This window comes from Nostoc sp. XA010 (assembly GCF_020829625.1).
Lineage (GTDB): Bacteria > Cyanobacteriota > Cyanobacteriia > Cyanobacteriales > Nostocaceae > Nostoc.
The window spans coordinates 69,770-93,560 of record NZ_JAIVFX010000013.1; the positions used below are offsets into that span (position 1 = coordinate 69,770).

A 23,791-nucleotide genomic window follows, 5' to 3' on the forward strand; every position below is an offset into this window, starting at 1 on the left:
CTTTAATTTCATGCACCAAAATAATTTTTGGAAAAGTAAATTTTCTGCTCAGGATAGCAAGCAGAACAAGAAGCATTTGACTATAGTGTACACAGTTCCACGTTTAAATTTAAAAGGCTGATATGGAAACGCTTGCCCCTGGTGCGCGGATTGTTGCTAGAGATGCAGAGTGGCTTGTAAAATCCACTTCAAGAACACCTAATGGTTCTGTGGTAATCGAAGTTGTAGGTGTAAGTGATTTTATTAAAGGTCGCACTGCACGGTTTGTCAAAGAATTAGAACAAGACCTAGAGGTTTTAGACCCGGAAAACACTAATTTAGTACCAGATAATACTTCTGGCTATAGGAATTCGCTACTTTTTCTCGAAGCTCATCTCCGGCAAACTGCCCCCACTGATACTAATCTTTACATTGGTCATGAAGCAGCAATGGATGTGCTGCCTTACCAATTAGACCCAACGCTCAAAGCCCTTTCGATGCCGCGACAACGTTTGTTAATTGCAGATGCTGTTGGCTTAGGGAAAACTTTGGAAGCAGGAATTTTGGTTGCCGAGTTGATGCGTCGGGGACGAGCAAAACGCATTTTGGTTGTAACAACCAAAAGTATGCTGACTCAGTTCCAGAAAGAATTTTGGGTACGTTTTACTATACCTTTGGTACGCCTTGATTCTGTCGGTATCCAACGCATTCGCTCTCGTATCCCCACAAACCATAATCCTTTCCACTATTACGATAAAGCCATTGTCTCTGTTGATACCCTCAAACAAGACCGGGAGTATCGTACTTACATCGAGCAAGCTGAATGGGATGTAATAGTCATTGATGAGGCACACAACGTTGCTCGTCGGGGACGTGGTAGCAGTGCTTCATTGCGTTCTAAGTTGGCTGACCGATTAGCAAGCCGTTCCGATAGTTTAATTATGCTATCAGCCACACCCCATGATGGGCGCGCGGAAAGCTTTGCTAGCTTGATGAATATGCTCGACCCAACAGCGATCGCTAACGAGTCGAACTACACTAAGGAAGATATTCGAGATTTGTACGTCCGGCGGTTTAAGAAAGATGTTATTGGGCAACTTCTCAAAAAATTCCCTGAACGTCAGGTTTTAGCACTCGAAACTAATGCTTCTGTAGAAGAAGAGGAAGCATTTGAAATTCTTAATAACTTAAAGCTGGCTGGGATTGACGCGAAAGCTTCCACAGGTAAGTTGTTTAAAACTACTTTGTTAAAAGCGATGCTGTCCAGCCCGATGGCTTGTTTGGAGACAGTACGTAATCGCATCAAGCGAGTAAAAAATACTGATGATCAGCATTTAAATACTGATGTTGCCGAGTTAAAGGCTTTAGAATCAGCTTTGGAACCTATTAATGATAGAACTTTTTCAAAGTATCAAAAATTATTACAACTAATCAGTACAACCGAAGCTGGGGGGTTTGCTTGGAAGGGTACAGACCCAAAAGACCGAATTGTAATCTTTACCGAGCGTTTAGAGACGATGCGGTTTCTTAGGGAGAGTTTAAAGCGCGACTTAAAGCTGAAAGAAGAAGCGATTGCTACCCTTGATGGTGGAATGCCAGATGTTGAGTTGATGGATGTTATCGAAGAATTTGGTAATGAAAAATCTTCGCTGCGGTTGGTGGTTGCTACGGATGTGGCATCGGAAGGGATTAATTTACATTATTTTTCGCACCGTCTCATACATTTTGATATTCCTTGGTCTTTAATGGCTTTGCAGCAGCGTAATGGACGGGTTGACCGTTACGGACAAGAGCAACAACCGCAAATTCGTTATCTTTTGACTCGCTCGAATAACAAAAAAGTTGATGAAGCAGAGCGCATTGTTAGCGTTTTAGTTAGGAAAGACGAGCAAGCAATTAAAAATATTGGCGACCCTTCTGTTTTTATGGGGGTGTTTGATGTCGATAAAGAGGTGGAAGTGACATCAGCCGCCATAGAAGCAATTGAGCAGGGGGAAACAGCAGAAAGCTTTGATGCACGGCTACAACCGGATGAGAAGAGCGAGGATGAGGATAACTGGTTTGCCAATGTGTTTGGGGATGAGCCAGAAGTGAGTGAAGAACCCCAAGCACAAGCCGCTATGCAGAAAATGCCAAGTTTATTTCCCGATGACTATCATTACACGTTAGAGGCATTGAAGGCAGTTAATGAGGAAAATCCTTTGCAGTTGCGTAGTTTTGAGGAAGAGTTGTTAATCGAGTTAACAATGCCTAACGAGCTGCGATCGCGTTTTGAGCGTTTACCAAGAGAAATTCAACCTGCATCGAATCAGGCATTGCGTTTGTCTGGCGATCGCAACAAAGTGATGCACGAATTAGAGGAATCACGAAAATCTGAGGAACGCTGGCCCTCTATTCAGTATCTTTGGGAACTGCATCCTATAGTTGATTGGTTAAACGACCGTGGTATAACGCTTTTCGGCAGGCATCAAGCCCCCGTTATTGTTTTACCCCAACTACTGGCAAATGAGGTTGTATTTGTTATGTTAGGTATAATTCCTAACCGTCGTGGGCAACCTCTAGTCAACAAGTGGGTAAGTGTAGTGTTTCAAAATCAAAAAGTTAAGCATATAGAAGACTTTGAGGAAACGCTGCGCCGTACCGAATTTGATCGGGAGTCAATTCCCAATCAAATGTTGCCTGTAGATGAAAAACTTTTGAATTTGCGCGGGTTGGCAGTTACCGAAGCAAAAAAGAAAATGCTGGAGGAACTGAAGAAATTTGAGCATGAAATTGACATCCAATTACAGGAACAATTAAATCGTTTAAATAAGCTCAAAGGTCAACATTATCAACAATTAACAGTGCGCTTTGCAGATGGTACTCCTTTAGTTGAACAGAAAAAATCAAAAGAAGAACGCAGGATTGAGCAAATTTTTAATGAATATTGGCATTGGGTGGAGGATAGCATGACTACCGAACCTGCTCCATATATCAAAATTATTGCTGTGTTGCAGGGGGGTACTGTATGAGCCAATTAATAGGAATTACTAACGAAAATGAGTTTTATTCCAATCACTATATTGATGCTATTCTCAAAGATGATATTAAAGGAATTGCTCAACGCTGGCGAGAAGCTGCGGCTGAAAATGAAACAAAATCTCCCCCCGAATTATTGGGAAGTTTAGCTGCATCTTATTTTAGATCTATAAATAATTTTAGCAAAGAAAAGGAGATTGCGGAACGTCTAACTTTTCAACAGCAATGGTTTTCTGAAATTTTTGGTGTTTTAGGTTATCAGATTGAACCTACTCGGCGCATTCTTGATGAAGGGCAATTACTCCCGATACTGTGTGAAGTCAAAAAAAGTAATGGAGTGCCGTTACTTTGGATTATAGAAGCTTTACCAGAAGGCAATGAAGTCATTGATATTTTAGATTTAAATTTAAATCAAGCACAAATTACTGAAAAACAAAATAATCAAAATAATATAAGTGCGGAATTAGTTTCGTCTGACTTTACTATAGAAGATATTGTTTCTGATTATATTTTCGCTCAAGATGAGCCACCCCGGTGGTTATTACTTGCTAGTATTCATCAAATTATTCTCATTGACCGTTTTAAGTGGAATGCATCACGGTTATTGCGGTTTGATTTATCAGAAATTTTATCACGCAAGGAATCGGATACAATACTTGCAACGGCGACATTACTGCATAAAGAACATACCTGTCCTAGCGAGGGTACAGCCTTACTTGATGAATTAGATGAAAATTCTCACCGTCATGCTTTTTCTGTTTCCGATGATTTGAAATATGCCCTCAGAAAGTCAATTGAAATTTTGGGTAACGAAGCAGTTTGGTATGTACGAAATAAGCTGAGAACCGGGGTATTTTCTGGGCAATTAGATGCAGGACAATTATCAATTGAATGTCTGCGTTATATGTACCGTTTGCTGTTTCTTTTTTACATCGAAGCACGACGGGATTTGGGTTATGCGCCGATGAATGCTGAGATTTATCGGGAAGGTTATAGTTTAGAATCCCTGCGGGAATTAGAGCAAGTAGAATTGCGGACAGAAGAAGATAAAAACGGTTATTTTATTAATGCTTCACTTACCAAACTATTTGAAATAATTTGGCAAGGGTATGTACCAAGTAATGTGGGAACTCTGTATTTACCTGAAGAGAAAATTTATGATAATACTTTTGAACTTGCACCACTAAAAAGTCATTTATTTGACCCAGAACGCACTAAGCTACTGAATCGTGTCAAGTTCCGCAATAGTGTACTGCGAGATGTAATTGAATTAATGTCCCTCTCGCGGGAGGGTAAAGGTAAGCGACGGGGACGTATTTCTTATGCACAATTGGGAATTATCCAGTTGGGTGCTGTGTATGAATCTTTACTGTGCTTCCAGGGCTTTTTTGCTGAGACTGATTTGTACGAGGTGCAGCGTGCAGCGAAAAATAGTAAAGGAGCAACTGGGGAAGATGACGAGGAGGAAGTAGAAGAGGAAACCCCCAAACTTGGAAAAAATAACTATGACGAATTGGATGTTGCTTACTTCGTCAAGTTGGAAGATTTAGAAAATTATACGACGGCGGAGCGGGTATTTAATGATGACGGTACGGCGAAAATGTGCCGCAAGGGTGACTTTATCTATCGGTTAGCAGGAAGAGATCGCCAAAATTCTGCTTCTTATTATACCCCGGAATCCTTAACGCGCTGTTTGGTTAAGTATGCGTTGAAGGAATTGCTCAAAGATAAAACAGCTGATGATATTCTCAAGCTGAAGATTTGCGAACCGGCAATGGGTAGTGCAGCATTTTTGAACGAAGCTGTTAATCAATTAGCAGAAAAATACTTGGAGTTAAAGCAGAACGAGTTAGAAAAACGCATTCCCCATGACGAGTATTTGCAGGAAAAGCAGAAAGTCAAAATGTTTTTGGCTGACCGTAACGTGTTTGGAATTGACTTAAACCCGGTTGCTGTGGAGTTAGCTGAGGTGTCCTTGTGGTTGAATTGTATTTACAAACCGGAAAATAGAAAAGCTTTTGTACCTTGGTTTGGAATGCAACTGCACTGCGGTAATTCGCTTATTGGTGCGCGTCGTCAGGTGTACAGTACTACGTTAATTCCGCGTGATAAGAAACAACCATATTGGTTTGACCACGAACCCCAACGGGTTATGGTAGGGGAAAAGTTACCTGATGGGGTGGTGTTTCACTTTTTGTTGCCTGACCCAGGAATGGCGAATTATACGGATAAAGTTATCAAGTCTCTGGCAGCAAAGGAAATTGAAACTATAAATAACTGGCGTAAGGAATTTTGTAAAGCGCCCTACGACGATTTTGATGTTGACCGTTTAGTGGCATTATCTCAACGCATAGATGAACTTTGGCAACATCACACTGATGAACTGCGAGTAATACGACAACGCACTACTGACCCTTTGAGTATTTTTGATTATGAGGAGGTTACGCATCAGAGCAGCACTTTGGAAATCAAAGATAAGATTTTAGCACAAGAGAAATTATCCGAAGGTGTGGGTAATTCTAGCTCTTATCGACGGTTGAAATTTGTCATGGACTATTGGTGTGCTTTGTGGTTTTGGCAAATCGAAAAAGCTGATTTATTGCCGTCAAGGTATGAGTATTTTATGGAATTAGCGGTCATTTTAGGTGAGACTGAAATGACGTTTGAATCTGAACCAGAGTTACCGTTATTTCCTGATACAGCACAAAAGAATGAGGTGCAGGAGTTTGTTGATAATTATGGGCTGGTAAATGTTGAAAAGTTAGCAGAGCGTTTTCCGAGGTTGGGGATAGTTGCGAAGATTGCGAAAGAGAAGAGATTTTTTCATTGGGAATTGGAGTTTGCGGATGTTTTTGCAGATAATGGTGGATTTGATTTTATTTTAGGGAATCCACCTTGGATTAAGGTAGAGTGGGATCAAGGTAGGGTAATGGGTGATGCTGAACCTTTGTATGATTTGCGTGGTTTTTCTTCAAGTGAACTAGAAAAAATAGCAAAAGCAGGGGATATATTTGTTAAATACCCAAATTTACTTCCTATTTATTTTTCAGAGTATGAAACATCAACTGCGATTCAAGATTTTCTTAATGCAAAACAAAATTATGCTTTATTAGCTGGACAGAAAGCAAATTTATATAAATGTTTTATTCCTCAAAGCTGGCTATTTTCTAATCAAAAAGGTATACAAGGTTTTATACATCCAGAAGGCGTTTATGATGACCCAAATGGAGGCATTTTTAGGGAAAAGTTATATAAATACTTAGAAGCTCATTTCCAATTTGATGAAATTAGAAGATTATTTAGTGGAACCGAAAATAGAAAACCATTTAGTATAAATATATATAAGCAAAAATGTGATGATATAAATTCTCAGTATCAATTCATTACTATTGCAAATCTTTTTTCTACTAAAACAATATATGATTGCTTTGACTCTTCTATAAATACTGCTATTCCTGGTATTAAGAATGACCAAGGTCAATGGGAGATAAAAGGGCATCCTCTAAGGATTATTCATGTTAATAATAATACTTTAATACTTTTTTCGCAATTATATGAGACAGAAGGTCATTCTGAACTACAAGCAAAACTACCAGCGATCCATTCTCAACAACTTTTAAGTGTATTAGAAAAGTTCGCGTCACAATCCATGCGTTTAAACAATTTTTCTGGAGCCTATTTTACAACACCTTCAACGTGTTGGAATGAAGTAAATGCTCAGAAAGAGGAAATAATTAAGCGTAATACTATTTTTCCTGAAGTAGAAGAACAATGGATATTGTCAGGACCACACTTTAATGTGGCTAATCCTATTAGTAAAACCCCTCGAACCATTTGTACTTCTAATGGATACTATGATGTTGTAGATTTAGTAAATATTTATGATAACTATTTACCGCGTACAAATTATGTTCCAACATCGGATATTGTAGAGTATCGAAGACGTATTCCTATAGTTAATTGGGTTCAAAATGGGGTAGATGAGCCTAAAAGGGTTACAGAATATTATCGTTTAGTGTTTAGAGGAATGTTATCTCAATCAGGAGAAAGAACTTTAATTGGTGCTATTATGCCACCATCATCAACACATACTAATGCAATCAAAAGCTATGCATTTTCTGAAAATTTAAAATTACATTTTTTATTATTTAGTTCTTTAACATTTTCATTACCTTATGATTTTTTTGTAAAAATTACAGGTAGATCAAATTTACATCAAACTTTGGATGATTTTCCAATTATTTACAAGACCCCATATGATAATTTATTAATACTCCGTGTTTTAACCCTTACTTGTATAACAACTTATTACTCTCTTTTATGGGAAGACTACTACACAATTAAGTTCAAACAAGACACTTGGGGAAAAAACGATCCTCGGCTTAAAAATAACTTTTTTTCAAATCTCACCCCTGACTGGCAACGAAACGTCGCCCTTCGCACCGACTACGAACGCCGCCAAGCCCTAGTCGAAATCGACATACTTGCAGCAATGGCACTTGGACTTACCCTCGACGAACTTATAACAATTTACCGCGTCCAATTCCCCGTCATGCGCCAATACGAAAAAGATACTTGGTACGACCAAAACGGACGCATTGTATTTACCATCAGCAAAGGACTTGTAGGTGTTGGCTTCCCTCGCAAAGGTAAAAAAGGCGAACAGGGATGGGAAGACATCAAAGACATGAAAACAGGTACAGTCGAACGCACAATCATCGACGACACCATGCCAGGTGGCCCCATCGAACGCACCATCATCTACCAAGCCCCCTTCGACCGTTGCGATAGAGAAGAAGACTACCACACCGCCTGGGAAGCCTTTGAAATACGCTCTGCCGAACAGGAGCTTAAATCATGATACCGTCAGTAGTCGCCTCAGAAGTTCGCGCCAGTATTGAAGATTTCCTCAAAACCGAATTTCGCCCTGCCTCCCCAGGGTTTGAAGGGCTAATGCAACGCTTCTTAGCAACACCGGAAGCTGTATTTAAAGGCCCTTACCTCTCTGTTGGTTTACCATTTCGCCCCGGTTCTACAGGTGCAGACTATTTCCCCGATGTGCCAATGGCATTTCCCCCACACCGCCATCAGGAACAAGCCTTCGCCCGATTAAAATCACCTTACTACCAATCAACCCTCGTCGCTACGGGAACCGGTTCGGGTAAAACAGAGTGTTTTATGTTACCCATTCTCAACCACTGCTACCAGCATGAAAGCGAACCGGGTATTAAAGCACTGCTAATTTACCCCATGAACGCCCTCGCAACCGACCAAGCAAAGCGGTTAGCAAGTCTCATTTGGCACAACCCAAAATTAAAAGGTAAGGTAACTGCTGGGTTATTTGTGGGCGAGTCGGAACGAGATCCAAAGGCGATGATGGGTGAAGACCATATCATCACCGACAAAAATATCCTGCGCCAATGTCCCTCCGACATCTTGCTAACTAACTATAAAATGCTGGACTATCTGCTGATTCGTCCTGGCGACCAACCATTATGGGTAGGAAATGCACCAGAAACCCTACGTTATTTAATAGTTGACGAAATTCACACCTTTGATGGCGCACAGGGAACCGATTTAGCTTGTTTAATCCGCCGCCTCAAAGCTAGGTTGCAAACTCCCAAACGTCATTTAGCCTGTGTTGGTACTTCTGCAACCTTGGGTGGTAGCGGTAACAAAGGGGATATGTTGAATTATGCAACTACGGTTTTTGACGAACCCTTTGACGAAAATGCCCTAGTTGAAGAAGATAGACTTGCTTGCGGGGAATTTCTCTTTGATGCTTACATCAACCCCCTCCCCATTCCCGAACCCGATAAATTAGAAATTCTTAAAGCTGCTAACTACCAAACTATTGAGGAATATATTCGCGCCCAATATCAGTTATGGTTTGAGGAAGCAATTAGCGAACCATTTAATAATAACGAATGGCGGGTTGAACTTGGCGATCGCTTAAAATCTCTACCTATTGTCCACAATCTACTCAAAGTTTTAGACCAAGGAGCAATTTCCCTAACCGAACTCTGGCAGAAACTTAGCCGGAAAATGCGCTTGCCAGATAGCGATGACCCAATTTATCAAGCGTCCTTATTTGATAGTTTAATCGCTTTGTGCGCCACTGCCCGCCGTCAATTGCACACTGCCCTTGCCCCTTGGGTTAATATTCGTTTGCAATTTTGGTTGCGAGAACTGCGCCGCATGGTGGGGACTGTAGAGCAAGAACCCCAATTAGTATTTGCTGACGACCAAGCATCAGAAGAAAAAGGGCGTGTCCTGCCAGTGATACACTGTCGGGACTGTGGTAGTACAGGATGGGGAGGATTAAGGCAGCAAGCAACGAACCATAAAATAGCTTGTGACCTGCGGGACTTTTATAAAGCTTACTTCTCAAACGACCCATTAATTACCTATGTTTTTCCCAACCAAGATAAAAATAACGATAGAGGTTGGTTATCTTGGCAACTTTGTACCGAATGTCTAACCCTTAACCGCACAGATGCCCATAGTTGTTATAGGTGCGCTAGCCAGGAATTTATTCCAGTTATCGAACCAGACCAAGATACGATTGTTCGCACGATAAAAACCAAAAACGGCAATTCCCGGCGCATTTCTAACCATGATTGCCCCTTCTGTGGTAGTAAAAATGGTTTAGCAATTCTTGGTTCTCGTGCTGCAAGTTTAGCTAGTGCCGCAATTGGTACTTTGTTTTCATCAGCTTACAACGACGATCGCAAACTAATTACTTTTTCCGACTCTGTACAAGACGCAGCACACCGTGCAGGCTTTTTTGAAACTCGCACCTTCCGCACTACCTTGAGAACCGCCCTACGCCAGCACCTTGATAATAAAGCAACAGCATGGAATTTAGCGGATATTCGGGCTGACTTTTATCAATATTGGCGGAATCAAATTGGTAACGATGGTGATTATATTGCCACCTTTATGCCCTCAGATTTGCAATGGCTACGGGAATGGGAAGAATTACAACAAGCAGGAATAGCAAAACCCAGCCTTGTTGACCTAATTAATAAACGACTGGATTGGGAAGTAGTTGCAGAAATTGGTTTGCGGACAAATTTGGGAGCTTCGCTAGAACGCACAGATACTTGTGCAGTTTTTCTCAATAGTAATTTGCTTAACCCTGCCTGCTTAAACCTACTCGAACAACTTCGCAACGAAATCGGCGGGCTGGAAAACCTTGACCAAGACACCCTACACCGTTTTCTTTTGGGCTTAATTTCCCATCTACGGCTACAAGGCGGTATTTTGCATTCGATGGCAGAAAACTATATTGAAAGTGGCGGTCAAACCTTCCGATTGCAGCAACCATTATTTATGCCTGGTTTTGGCCCTTCCTCCCTTGCACCCGTTTATTTTGTCCAAAATGGTAGTGTTCCCCGCTTTGAAACCTTAGTCCGACCATCAGGAAAAGTAACTTGGTGTGAAAATTGGGCTTTTAAGCTATTTTCTAGCTACACGCCATTGATTGTGGCCCAAGTAGAAAATCTCTACAACCTAGTTTTAAATCAACTGGTGGCTCATCAGATTTTTGGAGTGAGGGAAACACGTAACAATGCCAAAGTCTGGGGTATTGAACAAACAGCATTATACTTAGATACTACAGCCCATCACCTCGAATGTGACAAATGCGGTCACAGTATTACCGCTTCCCCTGAAGAATTAAGGCTATGGACGGATACACCATGTATGCGTCCCAAGTGTACCGGTAAATATCAACCATCTGAACGAAAAACCCGCGATTTTTACCGCAATTTATATTCTAAAGGTCGAGTGTGGCGCATTTTTGCTAGAGAACACACCGGGCTATTAGAAAGAGATGTCCGCGAAGAATTAGAGAATCGCTTTATCACAGGTCGCCACCGCTACGACCCAAATCTTCTTTCTGCTACTTCAACGCTGGAAATGGGGATTGATATTGGTACGCTTTCCTCTGTTTTATTATGTTCTGTTCCTCCGGCCCAAGCGAACTACCAGCAGCGTATTGGTCGTGCAGGTCGTCGAGATGGGAATGCTTTTATCGCCGCGATCGCCAACGGTACTCCCCATGACTTGTATTTTTGGGCTGATCCAATGTTAATGATTGCAGGTGGGGTGGATACTCCCGGTTCTTACCTCGATGCTTCAGCAATTTTACAACGCCAACTCACTGCTTACTGTCTCGACCGTTGGGTGTCCCAAGGTGTTACTCCAGAGCAACTCCCCGAACGATTTGGGACTGTTTTAGATAGCGTCCAGCAACGTGATTTAACTCGCTTTCCTTATACATGGCTGAGTTTTATTGAAAACCAACAGTTAGAACTGCTGCAAGATTTTCTCGACCTCTTCCAAAATCAAATATCCACCCGCAGCGCCGAACAGTTAAAAATATTTATTGAGAAAGGCGAGAACGATGAAGGGGGACTGCGTTGGCACATTGTCAACCGCTTGCAGGAAGTAGTAGAAGAACGCCGTCGCTTGAAAAACCAGAGTGATACTTTACGGCGACGGATCAAAGATAAAGAAAAAGCTGCCAAGAGTCAAAATCATGAAGAAGAACTAGCCGAACTCCACCGCGAACGAGGGGGGTTGATGGAGTTAGCCAAAAATATCAGCGATAAAAACACCTTCAACTTTTTTACCGATGAAGGGTTGCTACCCAATTATGCCTTCCCCGAACCCGGCGTAATCCTGAAGTCAATTATTTGGCGACAAAAAAATATTAAAGGGGATGGTGCATCTGGGAAGTACGAAACCTTTACCTTTGAGTACGAACGTCCTAGTGCGATCGCGTTGCGAGAACTTGCTCCTTCTGGTGTATTTTACGCTGAGGGGAACCGCGTCAAAATTGACCAAATCGACTTAAACATTTCCAAAATTGAAGAGTGGCGGTTGTGTAGAAACTGTTCTTACGCTGCTGCCACTATTTTAGATGCAGCCAAAGAACCCGCTTGTCCGCGCTGTGGGGACAGAATGTGGTTGGATGCAGGACGCAAGCGCAAAATGATTCGTCTGCGCCAAGTTATAGCGACCACTCACGCTAGAGAAAGCCGTATTGGTGATGATAAAGATGAGCGCCAACCAGCATTTTTCACTCAACAAATGCTGGTAGATTTTGAACCAGAAGCACGGGAAAAAACCTTTGTAATTAAAAATGATGAATTTCCCTTTGGTTTTGAATTTATTTCACGAGTCACTTTCCGAGAAATAAATTTTGGGGAGGGTAATTCCCAATCTGAAAACTTTGAAGTCGCTGGTGTTAACCGTCCCCGTCCTGGTTTTCGGATTTGTCGCCATTGTGGTAAAGTTCAAACTGACCTGGAAAAACCAGAACACGCCTTGACTTGTTCCCGCCGTGAAAGTAGCAATGAAAACGATTTTACCGATATTTTATACTTGTTTAGACAATTTGAATCAGAAGCAATCAGGATATTGCTACCTGTAGATACTTTAACTTCTGATAAAAAATTACATTCATTTATTGCAGCCCTGCAACTAGGGTTAAAACAATACTTTAAGGGGAAAGTAGACCACCTCAGAACCCTTATTAGTCACGAACCGCAAGAAAATACACCTAGCTTGTTACGCAAACCCTTTCTATTTTTATATGACACCATTCCTGGTGGTACCGGATATCTACGCGAATTACTACGAGATCCAAATAACTTTTTCTCTGTGTTTGAAAAAGCACTAACTATTTTACGTGCTTGCGATTGCAATGATGGCTGTTATAACTGCTTATACGGCTATCGTAATAGTTTTGACCAAGACCAAACCAGCCGCAGGACAGCAATTGATTTACTTAATACTATTGTTAGCCATCGTCATCAATTAACTGAAACTCAAGGAGCGCTTTCTCAAGTTAAGCTTAATGCCTTATTTGACAGCATCCTTGAGCTACGTTTGATTGAAGCATTACGACGCTACCGCCATAATAACGAACCGACCATTGTTCGCAAAGAAATAGTTAACGGAAAAGCTGGTTATTTTATTAGAATTGGCAATCAAGATTGGAATGTTGAACCACAGGTAGAACTTGGCAGAAATGAAGGGGTTGAAGTTCGTAGTCTAGCCGATTTTGTCTTTTATCCTGCTAAAAATACAACAGCAATTAAACCAATAGTGGTTTTTACCGATGGCTGGCAATACCATGCACACCGCATTGCTGAAGATTTCCTCCAACGTATGGCAATTGCCAAAAGTAATAAATATCACGTTTGGTCTTTAACTTGGGGAGATGTAGAATCGCAGTTTTCTAATAAACAAACTGATTTTTATATTGACCTTTTAGAAGTCGGTGTTAGTCAGCATTTTAAGGCTAAAGAAAGCACGCTATATGAAAAATATCGATGCAGTGAATTACGGCTTGTTGCTCAGAAAAATAGTTTTTTTTGGTTAACCAATTTTCTAGTTAACCCAAATAGAGATTTATGGAAAAACTTTGCTTTGATGAGAACATCGGCTCAGTTTGATAATGTTCGTTTCAGCCAGCAAGATGCTCGTCAATCTTGGGCAGAAGCAGTATTAAGTAAAAGTAACGTCTCAGTTATAGATGCATTTAAACCAATAGAAAATGGCAAAATGTTAGGTTTAGTTGATCTGATTATAAATAGCGACAAGATTTGGGCAAGTATTTACCTTTCTGTAGATGGTAAACGTCATTCATCTTTCGATAGTGCTGGTTCATTTGTCGTTATTTATTTAGATGATAAAACAACAGAAGCTGAAAAAGAATTACAAAAAACTTGGGGAGGAGTTTTACGGTATTTCAATATTTTACAATTTCTTGGCCACAGTTACGTTGTGACTGCTCTAGGTAATGACAATGGTTTAAATTCTGCATTAGTACCTCCCAAAGGAAACCAGAATCAATCTCAAGCAACAGTTCAATATAATGTAGCAGCTTGGCAAAAGCTAGAGGAACTAGTTTTTGATGAGACAACATTAGAATTGTTGCGCTATATGCAAGAGCATAACTGGGATTTACCAGAGGTCGGTTATGAGTTAATGGATAGTAATGAAGTTATTATTGCTGAAGCTGAATTAGCTTGGTCGAGTTATAAATGTGCTGTTTCAATTGAAGGAGATAATAGTTTAAAGCTATTTAAATCAGCCGGATGGCAGGTAGCTACTATTGCCGAAGTTATGGCAAATCCAGAAACATTTCGCAGTCAATATATCAATTAATGATTAACTAAATATAAAAGTATAAAGGAAGTAATTATATGTTAAATCATCAACCAAAACTAGCAATATCCGCAGATTTCCTTGACGCTTTTAGTAGGCTACCCCGACAAATTCAGGGTAAAACAAATGTATTTTTGGAGAAGTTCAAGAAAGACCCAACTAGTTCTAGTATTAATTATGAGTCAATTAGCGGCAGAGATTCTCGATTAAAATCTGTTCGCATTGACTTGTCGTATAGAGCTATTGTTTTCAAACCTGATAAAGGCAATACCTATATTCTTCTGTGGGTTGATAGCCATGATGATGCTTATAATTGGGCGCAACGCCGAGTGTGTAAAATCAACCCAGAATCCGGTGCATTGCAGATTATAGACATTGAAGAAGCAAGCGCAATTGAAGCAGAAATTTCGAGTCGTAAAGTACCAGAAATCCCCGGTCGATTTGATAACATATCAGACAAATATTTACTACGGCTTGGCGTTCCCAATGAATTATTGGGTGCAATTCGCGCAGTTGTAACCGACGAAGATATCGATCAATTAGTCTCTAAGCTACCCGAAGAAGCTGCTGATGCTGTACTGATGTTAGGCGCTGGGTACTCCATCGAAGAAATCCTCGCAGCACCAGATAAAAACCGCGAACAGACTATCGACACAGATAACATTGATGCAGCTCTAGAAAAAGACGATAGCAAACGCCGCTTCCGAGTTGTTGAAAACGAAGCAGAACTATTAGAAATTCTGGCTGCACCCTTAGAAAAATGGCGCGTATTTCTCCACCCCAGCCAAAGACGTTTGGTTGAACGCGACTGGAAAGGGCCAGTACGAGTATTAGGTGGTGCAGGAACTGGAAAGACAGTTGTAGCCATGCATCGTGCTAAATGGCTGGCAGAAAATCGGTTTACAAATTCAGGTGATCGCATTTTATTTACGACCTTTACCCGCAACCTTGCAGTCGATATTGAGGCTAACTTACGTAAAATCTGCTCTCCTGAAACCATGCGCCGCATACGAGTTGAAAATATTGACGCTTGGGTAACATCATTTCTAAAAAGTGAAGGAGTCAGCGCTAAAATTGTTTACGATGACCAAGTGGCAGAACTTTGGGACAAAGCTTACGAATGTAAACCTGAATCTCCACCGCTAACCCTTGCTTTTTATAAAGACGAATGGCGTGAGGTAATTCAAGCTAATAAAATTACAAACTTCAAGCAATACCTAACAGCTACCCGAACTGGACGCGGTACAAGACTTAACCGAGCCGAACGAGCCGCTATTTGGGTTGTTTTTGAAGAATATCGCTCTTTACTTCAGCAAAAAGGATGGAAAGAAAGCGAAGATGCAATGCGTGATGTTTGTAGTTTACTACAAAATAAACCAGGGGAAACCTTACCTTTCAAAGCTGTAATCGTGGATGAAGCTCAAGATATGAGCGATGCAGTTTTCTCACTAATTAGGGCAATAGTTCCACCTAAAGATAAAGATGATGGCAATGATATTTTTCTAGTTGGCGACCCTCACCAACGCATTTACGGTCGTAAAGTTGTTCTTAGTCGCTGCGGTATTGATATTCGTGGTCGCTCCCATAAATTGAGAATTAATTACCGTACAACAGACGAAACTAGGAAGTGGGCAACAAAGGTACTAGATGGAGTTACTGTTGATGACCTAGACGGTGATAAAGATGACCTTAAAGGTTATCGCTCCTTGCTTCATGGAGATAAACCTATAGTCAAGGGATTTTCTAGTTTTGACGATGAAATAAACTTCATTAGTAACCACCTTCAGCAACTAGAAAGTAATGGTACTGCTTTATGCAATGTTTGTATTGTAGTACGTACTAATCCTCTAGTTAAACAGTATGTTTCTGCGCTTGAAAAATTTGGTATAAAAGCACGAGAAATCAAACGGACTCAACCTGATAATTTATCCGAGCGAGGTGTTCGTATCGCAACAATGCACAGAGTTAAAGGTCTGCAATTTGACTATATGCTTTTAGCGGGTATCAATGATGGAATTTTGCCGTTAAAGTCTGCATTATCTAATGCTTCTGACAAAGCAGCATATAATTCACTAATTAATTCAGAGCGTTCTTTGATCCACGTCGCTGCTACCCGCGCTAAATGTTGCGTTACGGTTAGTTATTATGGGCAACCAAGTTCTTTGCTTCCAGCAACAAATGAGGAATAAAGAGACAGTCCTCCAATGAATCGGAATACATTCGAGTGATGCGATCACTTACGGTGGGAGAAACAGACTATCGCTCAAGGACTGTATCTATTCACATTTGGCAGGTAAATAATCGTAAGACTTCAGGTAAGGACATTGCCTGAGCCTATGTGTTATGCTAAACCCTTTTGAAGCAATGGAGGATTTTGACTTGTCAGATAGCTTGTTTAGGGCATTACGTAAATATCCCAAAAGCCAAGAACTTGACCCGATTGAAAATTTCATTACTGAAGGGTTCGCTTGGTTATTAAGAAATAAAGCAGGGGTTTCTCATAATTTTTTAAATTATCTAGCTACTAGACTACCAGAGTCTCTTACTTTAACCCATGATTTATTACCGGAATGGAAAACACAACATACTTTTCCCGGTGGACAAATAGATATGTTAGCAGATTTTGGACAATTTGCTTTCATATTTGAACATAAGATATGGTCAAGTTTGAGTCCAGGGCAACTAGATAAATATCGTGAATATGCCTCATCAAACTCAAAGTGGTCACAAGGATTTTCGTTAGTTTTGATAACTGGATTAACTCGTCAGCATGAACAAAATCCAGATTTAGCTCTCACTTGGAGCGATATTTATAATTTTTTAAAATATTGGTTAGAAAAACAATCAGATGATCATCTGGTTCGTGACTTCATGTATATGCTTTCTGAAGAAAATCTCGGGCCAGCAGCACCAGTTTCTTATGAAAGTATAGTCTCTTTTTTACCTGCTCAATCACTGCTACCTAACCTAAAAAGAGTAACATTAGTTGCTGCTGAAGCAAAAAACTGGATTTGGGTATCAAAAAGAATTGGATTCAATCAAGAAGCGTCCATCCCGTGTGTACCAGTAAAATACCAGTGGGGGCGATTGGGAATAGATATTTTAGATAGTTGGTTTCCAGGCATATTCATTGGTACTCTTTTAGATGGTTCGGATCATCGTGTACAACTTTTAAATTCCCATTTAGGTCCAAATTTTTGTTTAATTTTATCTTTCCATATAGATATGTGGAAGCACTTTGAAGGAGATTTTTTTAATTCTATTGAATACACTGAACTCCGGTCACGATTAAAAAACAATTCTGGTAAATGGGATTTTTGTGATCACCGCTTTGAAGCAATTAAAGCAAATCCTTGGCATCATCTTCATTTAAGGCAATCTTTAACTGAAGTATTGCGAGGTAGCATGACATTTGAAGAGCAAGTTGAAAGATTCATTTTACAGGGTCGTGAAGTAATTGAATTATTGCTTGCTGGTGGTGAACTAGAAGCTTTAACACAGCGACTGCATCCTATTGCTAGAAATAGTCATTTACCTTCTATCTCTTTATCTTCCTTGACCTCAAGCACTAATATAGTGGATCAACATTTTTAGCCACTAAGACTGCCAGCAGCATTATCAATCCCATATTCTCGCTCAATCACACCCAACAGCTTCTCCTCTACCTCCGTCAAATACGGTTGCTTCAGTTCCCCCAGATGCTTCAGTACAGCACGGGCTGCTTCTTCTAAATTCTCATTTTCCCGTAACCTAATGATGCGTAAGCGTAGCCCGCCGCAGGCATCGCTCTTAGAGAAATGCCAGTTATCTACATCTTCTGAAATTCTATTGAGTTTTGTTAATTTCTAGCCAGTTGTAGAGTGGGAACTGAACTCTGTTGAGCGCTATATAAATCATGTAGAGGGGTTCTACAGCACTCAACTAAACAACTGGCATAGCTGGATGTCAAGAAGCGGGAAGTTTTATCTTTTCCCTCGTACAACTTCTTCACTGTCCCGTTGTGTTGCTAACTCTATTGAAACTGCAACCCAAAGCCATTGGATGCCAAATTGCCAAAATTGTTTAGGGTATCCTCCCATACTCCAACTCCAGAAGCTTCAACAGCTTTTCTTCCACAGCAGTAAGATAAGGTCGATTTACCTTCCCCAATAACTGCAACAGACTTTTGACTGTCTCCTCAAGTGAATCGGAATACACTCGACTGATGCGATCGCAAATCACCTGCATCTGCTGACACTCCGCAGGCAAGTAATCGTAAGACTTCAGGTGCTGCAAACCAACAGTGTACTCCCCATTCCAGGTTTTGACAGTGCAGCTGAATTCACCTACATGGTTGACTATTCCCCAACATCCACCTTTGCCCCTAAGTTCCGGGTTGTCCTTGGCTAAAATTTGGCACACCTCCCCGATTTGGTAGGTATTGGGTACTTTGGTGCGTTCCATTATCTGCTGCACCACATCCTTCACGATTCTACCACTTGGGACTTTACCCTCTGCTTTTTCTACCGCCTGCTGCCATGCTCCTGGCTGTTGTTGAGGTTCTAGCTTTGCCAGAGGGCGAACTTGTACTTCTGATGTGGGCAAAATTTGGGAACTATTAGTTCCCATTTCATCCTGGCTTTCATTTTGGGAACTATTAGTTCCCATTTTTATATTGTCAACTATCAAACAACCAGCTATTAGATAATTTACATGGCGGTAAGTATAACTAAACCTGTCTCTGCAATATTCCTCAAAGGTTTTATGAGTAGAGCGATACAGTCGGCGTTCGCGTAACTCCATTAAAGCCTTTCCCGCCTCAAAAAATGCCCTCTCTACTTTTCTCTCCAGGTGCAAGCGATCGCTAATTTCCTGCTCGGTTAGTTCTGGAACTTCAACAGCAGTAACGTTAATTGTTGCTAAGGCTGGGTTTTCCTGAAGAGAGATATGCTCAAGGTCTTGGTCATCTGGTAATGTGCTGTCACTGGATGCAGCAGAGGTGGCTTTGTTGCGCTTACGGGGTGGTTTAGTCATTTTTCCACCTCTTTCGGTTCAGTGGCATTGCTTAAAGTCGATTGCAAATCAATTTTAAAAATAGAGTTTTCATAAAATGGTTCAGACTTTAGAGGAAAAAATACTTTCGACTTATTAGTTAGTAAATGCCTGTCAAAAGCAATACGTTACGATGTTTGGTCTTTTGATTTGTCTGACACATAAGCCAACAAATCACCGGGCTGGCAATTAAGAGCTTTGCAGTATTTTTCTAGCGTGTCTCTGTCTAGTCTCTCTGGCATCACCCGAATATTTTTGTGCTTGCTGACGGTTACAGGATGCAACCCTGTCATCTGGGCAAGCTTTTTATAGTCGATTTCTCTATCAGCCATTAATACAGCCAAGCGCCACTTGATCGGCATTGATTCTTCTATTGGTATCACCATATCTAACTTACATCTCCTTGTGTTTGCCCCAATGCTTACTGTGACAGTGGCACAAATCTAGTCAGCTTTCAAATGTGGTTATCTGGTGTTTGCCTAGTCTAAGTAGGTATTGCTAGGCTTTGCATATTTTAATCTGGCTCGAACTTCAATAAATCGCCTGGATTACAGTTGAGTGCTTTACAAAGTTGATTAAGTGTTTCCCTATCCAGTCTCTTGGGCATATCACGGTATGCCTTTAGCTTTGAAATTGTGTTTGGATGAAGTCCTGTAATTTCTGCCAGTTCTCCAGTTTTAATATCACGTTCAAGCATGAGATAGGCCAAGTTCCACTTAATCGTCATTGGGAATAATGCGCTGCACTGCATCTTTAAAATTACCCTTTAACGGATGGAATCTAAACCTAGATTAGCTCTTGCTAACCGATATGTCAATATTCTAACCGAAATGATTGACAACTAATCGAAACGGTTAGATAATAAAAATAGAGAAAGCGCCCGACTACCAATCTGAAGCGCTTCTCTATGTCCATTAAGACTTTATCAATTATGACTCACGTTATTTACACAGCACAACAGCTGCAACTGAAATCTATTGCCCGACTCAAGCAAATCTACAGCGAAATCGCCTGCACAGCCGAAGTAAGCGACAAACGCTGTAAGGATGCCTGGATTACTGCGATCGCTGAATATCAGGCAAGCAAGATTCAGAAACTCGCCCCTGCTGCCCCCGACAACCAAGCCGCAGCTCAAACCGAACTCGACCACTTCATCGCTGACCAAGCCCAAGCCGTAGCTCCTGAACCCCTCAGAATAGTCGAAATCTCTTTTGACCATCACGAATATTACGCTAATGACAAACTGGTAGCCAGCATCAGCCATGACGATAACCACCTAACCCAACGCTGGGTAGTCATGGTCAACGAGAAAGAAGTATTTCGTGCCAACACTCTAATGCGTTGCGATCGCTTCATCTGCACTCACTATAAAGATGGCTCATTACCTGTGCAGGAAGAAGCAGAGGTGCAGGGGAGCAGGGGTGCAGAGGGGAAAAACCTACAACAACTTTCTCCTCTGCCCCTCTGCGCCTCTGCCCCGCAAGTTTCCTCTTCGACCGAAAACCAAATCATGGCGCATATCTTCAACGAGTGCCAGAATTATGGGTTTGAAATTCTCGATGATGGCATTTACAACGACAACGGCGTGAAACTGGGGCAAGTCGGATGCACTGATGGTAACTGGTGGGTGATTCAGGGTTATTCAGGACAGCAGCAGTATTCTAACTCGGTATATGATGCAGTGCGATCGCTATCGATGGTGGATGTGTCTACTGATAGTAAATCCATTTTTGATGAATATTTTTTAGAGCAACCGTTAGAGCAGCTAACTGGCGATAGATTGCAACGACTGCTGGAGAGAACGGAGTTAGTAACAGCGTAAGTCTTGGGCTTCGCCTGGGAAAAGGTTAAAGGGAAATTTCTTCATTCCTTTCCCCTTTTCCCTAAAACACATTCCCTTCATTGAAGGAGGTAATCAAATGTATACAAAATGGACTGATGAAGAACTCGCAATTATTGAGGCGAAAGCTGAAGTCTATACAATCAAACAAATAGCTTCAATCCTAAAAAGGCAAGGATATCAACGCACACCAATTGCAATTTATCTGAAGTTAAATAGCTTAGGTTATTCAGCCCGTCCCACTCTTGATAACTATTCTTGTAAAGAGATTGCTCAATTTCTTCAGTTAAACTTCTCAACTGTTACAAGATGGGTAAAAAGAGGATGGCTCAAAGCTACAAGACGCTCTGCCAGACATTATCAAATTCGGAAATGCCATCTTAAGCAGTTTTTTGACAACCCACCACAATCAATTAAAAAACGCATTGCCGCTCTTGATGTTGAAGCGATTAATTACCTATTAGGGAGACGAGCATGATTGACCACATTAACGCACTTCAAACAAGCTGGTATCTCTCTCCACCTTGGCGTGGAACAATTCCACCTGTTGAGGTGAATTTACTGGAGAGAGTTTACCTAAGAACTACCAGAACATTCGGCTACTGTTGCGGTATGCAATGGAAGCATGAGTGCTGGATTTATTCAATTGATTGCCGTAATGAAATACTTCACGCCACACAAAACCAAATCATCGGTATTGGAGAATTAGAAGCTATCAAAGTGCAAAAACCTGCCTTTGTTCTGGGCGAAAGAGTGATGCTCTGTTCTCACGATAAGGGAACAAAACAACGGCTGATTCTAGGGATTGGGCTTGTGAATAACTCTTGGTTTTACCTTGTTGAATTGGTGTCGCCAACCTTAACTCAATCACGGGCTATATCGAATCGTTTCTCACTCGTTGGTGAAAAAAGTTTGGTGCGCGTGAATGTCTAATTCTCTCTAATCAACAACGGAAAATTATCACCCAACTAAAGTTATGTCACAAATCGAAATCGCTCAAATTATCGAACAGATAAAACAAGAGATTCAAATCGACGCTAATGGTCAGGGCAAGGCCAGTGTTCGGGCAGCAGCCAGATTAGCAAATGTTAATGATGCTGGATTGCTCAGAAGCCTCAAAACTGCTGCTGATATTTCTCGCTCTAAACTGGCTGAAAGGCTTATCTACAAGGGTTTTGAAGGTGCTGAGATTTTATTGTGGTCTGAGTCCGGTATTCCCGATGTTGCTGTAGCAACCATACTTCACTATTACGGTTATGAAGCTGGCAAGAGATGTACCGCACAAGCAAAATTAGCCTGTGAAGCTTTTGAAAGCATTGGTGTTCGTGCCTGGATTCAAGATTTATTGGGGTGGACAAAACCCGCCACTCAACCACCAGTCCAGCCCCCTGCACCAGCCCTCCCCCCAGTTGAACAGCGATTGCATACTCTTGTCCTGGCTATGAAGACCTTAGCTGAGTTAACTGGTGGCAGACTCAACCCATACATGGAACAGAATTGCAAAGACTTCGCCGCCAATCTAATAGCTGACTACAACAGACAGACACTAACCGGCACAAAAGAAAAATGGATGGGCGTGGTGAACTTTGCAGAGAGCGAACTTGGAAAAAAAGTCCCTATCAGTGGCGCTCACTACCGAGGACATCTTGGGACATGGGTGAGAACATTCTACCCAAACTTGGGCGATCGCCAAGAAACGCGATTGGTTAACGGTGTGCAGCAGCCCATTTATGTCTACGCTTGTCATGATCCAGTTGTAGCTGCCGGATTGACTAAAGCTGTAGAAGAATTTTTCGCTCACCCAAGCCCTGGTGCAGCGCTAAGGCAGGCAGGTGCTTTCGCTAGCAAGAAAGAAAAGGTATCAGTTTAATAGCCATCAGTCTTCAGTGATCAGTTCCCTGAATCTTTTTTACTACTGGCTACGCAACCATTACCTGTAGGAATTTTTGGATTACACGAAGAGTTTTAAAGCTTATTGGTTAAGCAAAGAACAAGTAATAGATAAGAATAGGTTAATGACACGATTTCATGATCCAAGAGCAGCAGCACTCGCACAACAGATCGACCAAACCAATGCAATCGGCTGGGAAGGAGCTTGTGACATGGCACTACAACAACACCTAGCGAAAGCGGAATTATCCCCAGTAGAAGCAGTATTGCGTTTCGATATGTTCCGAAAAAGAGCGCAAGATACAGCTGATAAACGACAAGTAATTTGGGCAGAACAAGTAAGCCAAGGCATTAGCGGAATCGAGTGGTACACCGTTGAGTACGGCGGCATGGCGTTAGTTCTTCCCCGGCTGTGTGAGGAGTTAACACTCGTTCCTGGGGATAAGGAAATTTTGATGAATTCCAAGTCGGTGGCCCTCGACTTCCTTGCACATTGGAACACGGTGTTTAAACTATGGCGTTACAACCGCGAAACTGATGAGCGCTGGCTAGAATCTCGCTGGAGTCAGTTTTACACCGAATACATGAGCCGGGAATGGGTGGAAGTTTGGGCTGAGGATGAGGTTTACCAAATTCTTCTAAGAGATGGAACGTTTCAAGATAAGCCCACGTTCGCTATCAATGCTTGCTGTTGCTGGGGTAATCCACAAGCAATCCACCGCACCACTGCATACTCTAATTCTGGCTCAAGCTGGTTTCAATGGAATAATTTTACGCCTTGGAGATAAAAGCGATCGCTATTAAAGAAGTAGCAATCGCCACGTTGAACACTTTTTTATATTTGGCATA

Annotated in this window: 13 protein-coding genes; 10 read left to right on the top strand and 3 right to left on the bottom strand. The window is 41.4% G+C overall.

Going from position 1 to position 23,791, the window contains the following annotated elements:
- The first annotated feature begins 122 nt into the window (after positions 1 to 122).
- The 5 genes from LC608_RS19725 (at position 123) to LC608_RS19745 (ending at position 17,775) form a co-directional block, all read left to right on the top strand.
- Complete coding sequence (locus LC608_RS19725; protein ID WP_229555127.1) at positions 123 to 2,990, top strand: DEAD/DEAH box helicase; 2,868 nt, start codon at positions 123 to 125, stop codon at positions 2,988 to 2,990.
- Positions 2,987 to 7,858 (top strand): Eco57I restriction-modification methylase domain-containing protein, encoded by a 4,872-nt coding sequence (locus LC608_RS19730; RefSeq protein ID WP_229555128.1) that lies wholly within the window; start codon positions 2,987 to 2,989, stop codon positions 7,856 to 7,858. Before LC608_RS19725 ends, LC608_RS19730 begins: the two co-directional genes overlap by 4 nt.
- Positions 7,855 to 14,181 (top strand): DEAD/DEAH box helicase, encoded by a 6,327-nt coding sequence (locus tag LC608_RS19735; protein WP_229555129.1) that lies wholly within the window; start codon positions 7,855 to 7,857, stop codon positions 14,179 to 14,181. Before LC608_RS19730 ends, LC608_RS19735 begins: the two co-directional genes overlap by 4 nt.
- Positions 14,182 to 14,219: 38 nt before the next feature.
- On the top strand, positions 14,220 to 16,370 hold the full coding sequence (locus LC608_RS19740; RefSeq protein ID WP_229555130.1) for a UvrD-helicase domain-containing protein: 2,151 nt from the start codon (positions 14,220 to 14,222) through the stop codon (positions 16,368 to 16,370).
- Between the two features lie 154 nt (positions 16,371 to 16,524).
- Positions 16,525 to 17,775, top strand: a complete 1,251-nt coding sequence (locus tag LC608_RS19745) for a PD-(D/E)XK nuclease family protein (protein WP_229555131.1) — start codon at positions 16,525 to 16,527, stop codon at positions 17,773 to 17,775.
- A 468-nt stretch (positions 17,776 to 18,243) separates the two neighbouring features.
- Here the strand turns inward: LC608_RS19745 and LC608_RS19750 are convergent, their stop codons facing one another.
- From LC608_RS19750 to LC608_RS19760, 3 genes are all read right to left on the bottom strand, one after another.
- The gene (locus LC608_RS19750; RefSeq protein ID WP_229555132.1) at positions 18,244 to 19,194 is read right to left on the bottom strand and encodes a hypothetical protein; all 951 of its coding nucleotides are present in this window, start codon (positions 19,192 to 19,194) and stop codon (positions 18,244 to 18,246) included.
- A 146-nt stretch (positions 19,195 to 19,340) separates the two neighbouring features.
- Positions 19,341 to 19,598: a helix-turn-helix transcriptional regulator gene (locus LC608_RS19755; RefSeq protein ID WP_229555133.1), complete on the bottom strand. Its 258-nt coding sequence runs from the start codon at positions 19,596 to 19,598 to the stop codon at positions 19,341 to 19,343.
- 128 nt (positions 19,599 to 19,726) lie between these two features.
- Positions 19,727 to 19,939, bottom strand: a complete 213-nt coding sequence (locus LC608_RS19760) for a helix-turn-helix transcriptional regulator (protein ID WP_190734108.1) — start codon at positions 19,937 to 19,939, stop codon at positions 19,727 to 19,729.
- Between the two features lie 204 nt (positions 19,940 to 20,143).
- Here LC608_RS19760 and LC608_RS19765 point away from each other — a divergent pair, with 204 nt between their 5' ends.
- The 5 genes from LC608_RS19765 (at position 20,144) to LC608_RS19785 (ending at position 23,730) form a co-directional block, all read left to right on the top strand.
- Complete coding sequence (locus LC608_RS19765) at positions 20,144 to 21,034, top strand: hypothetical protein (protein WP_229555134.1); 891 nt, start codon at positions 20,144 to 20,146, stop codon at positions 21,032 to 21,034.
- Between the two features lie 97 nt (positions 21,035 to 21,131).
- Complete coding sequence (locus tag LC608_RS19770; RefSeq protein WP_229555135.1) at positions 21,132 to 21,530, top strand: hypothetical protein; 399 nt, start codon at positions 21,132 to 21,134, stop codon at positions 21,528 to 21,530.
- Complete coding sequence (locus LC608_RS19775; RefSeq protein WP_229555136.1) at positions 21,527 to 21,985, top strand: DUF1392 domain-containing protein; 459 nt, start codon at positions 21,527 to 21,529, stop codon at positions 21,983 to 21,985. The genes LC608_RS19770 and LC608_RS19775 overlap by 4 nt, the downstream gene beginning before the upstream one ends.
- A gap of 43 nt (positions 21,986 to 22,028) precedes the next feature.
- Complete coding sequence (locus LC608_RS19780) at positions 22,029 to 22,922, top strand: hypothetical protein (RefSeq protein WP_229555137.1); 894 nt, start codon at positions 22,029 to 22,031, stop codon at positions 22,920 to 22,922.
- A gap of 145 nt (positions 22,923 to 23,067) precedes the next feature.
- Positions 23,068 to 23,730 (top strand): hypothetical protein, encoded by a 663-nt coding sequence (locus LC608_RS19785; RefSeq protein WP_229555138.1) that lies wholly within the window; start codon positions 23,068 to 23,070, stop codon positions 23,728 to 23,730.
- Positions 23,731 to 23,791 lie beyond the last annotated feature (61 nt).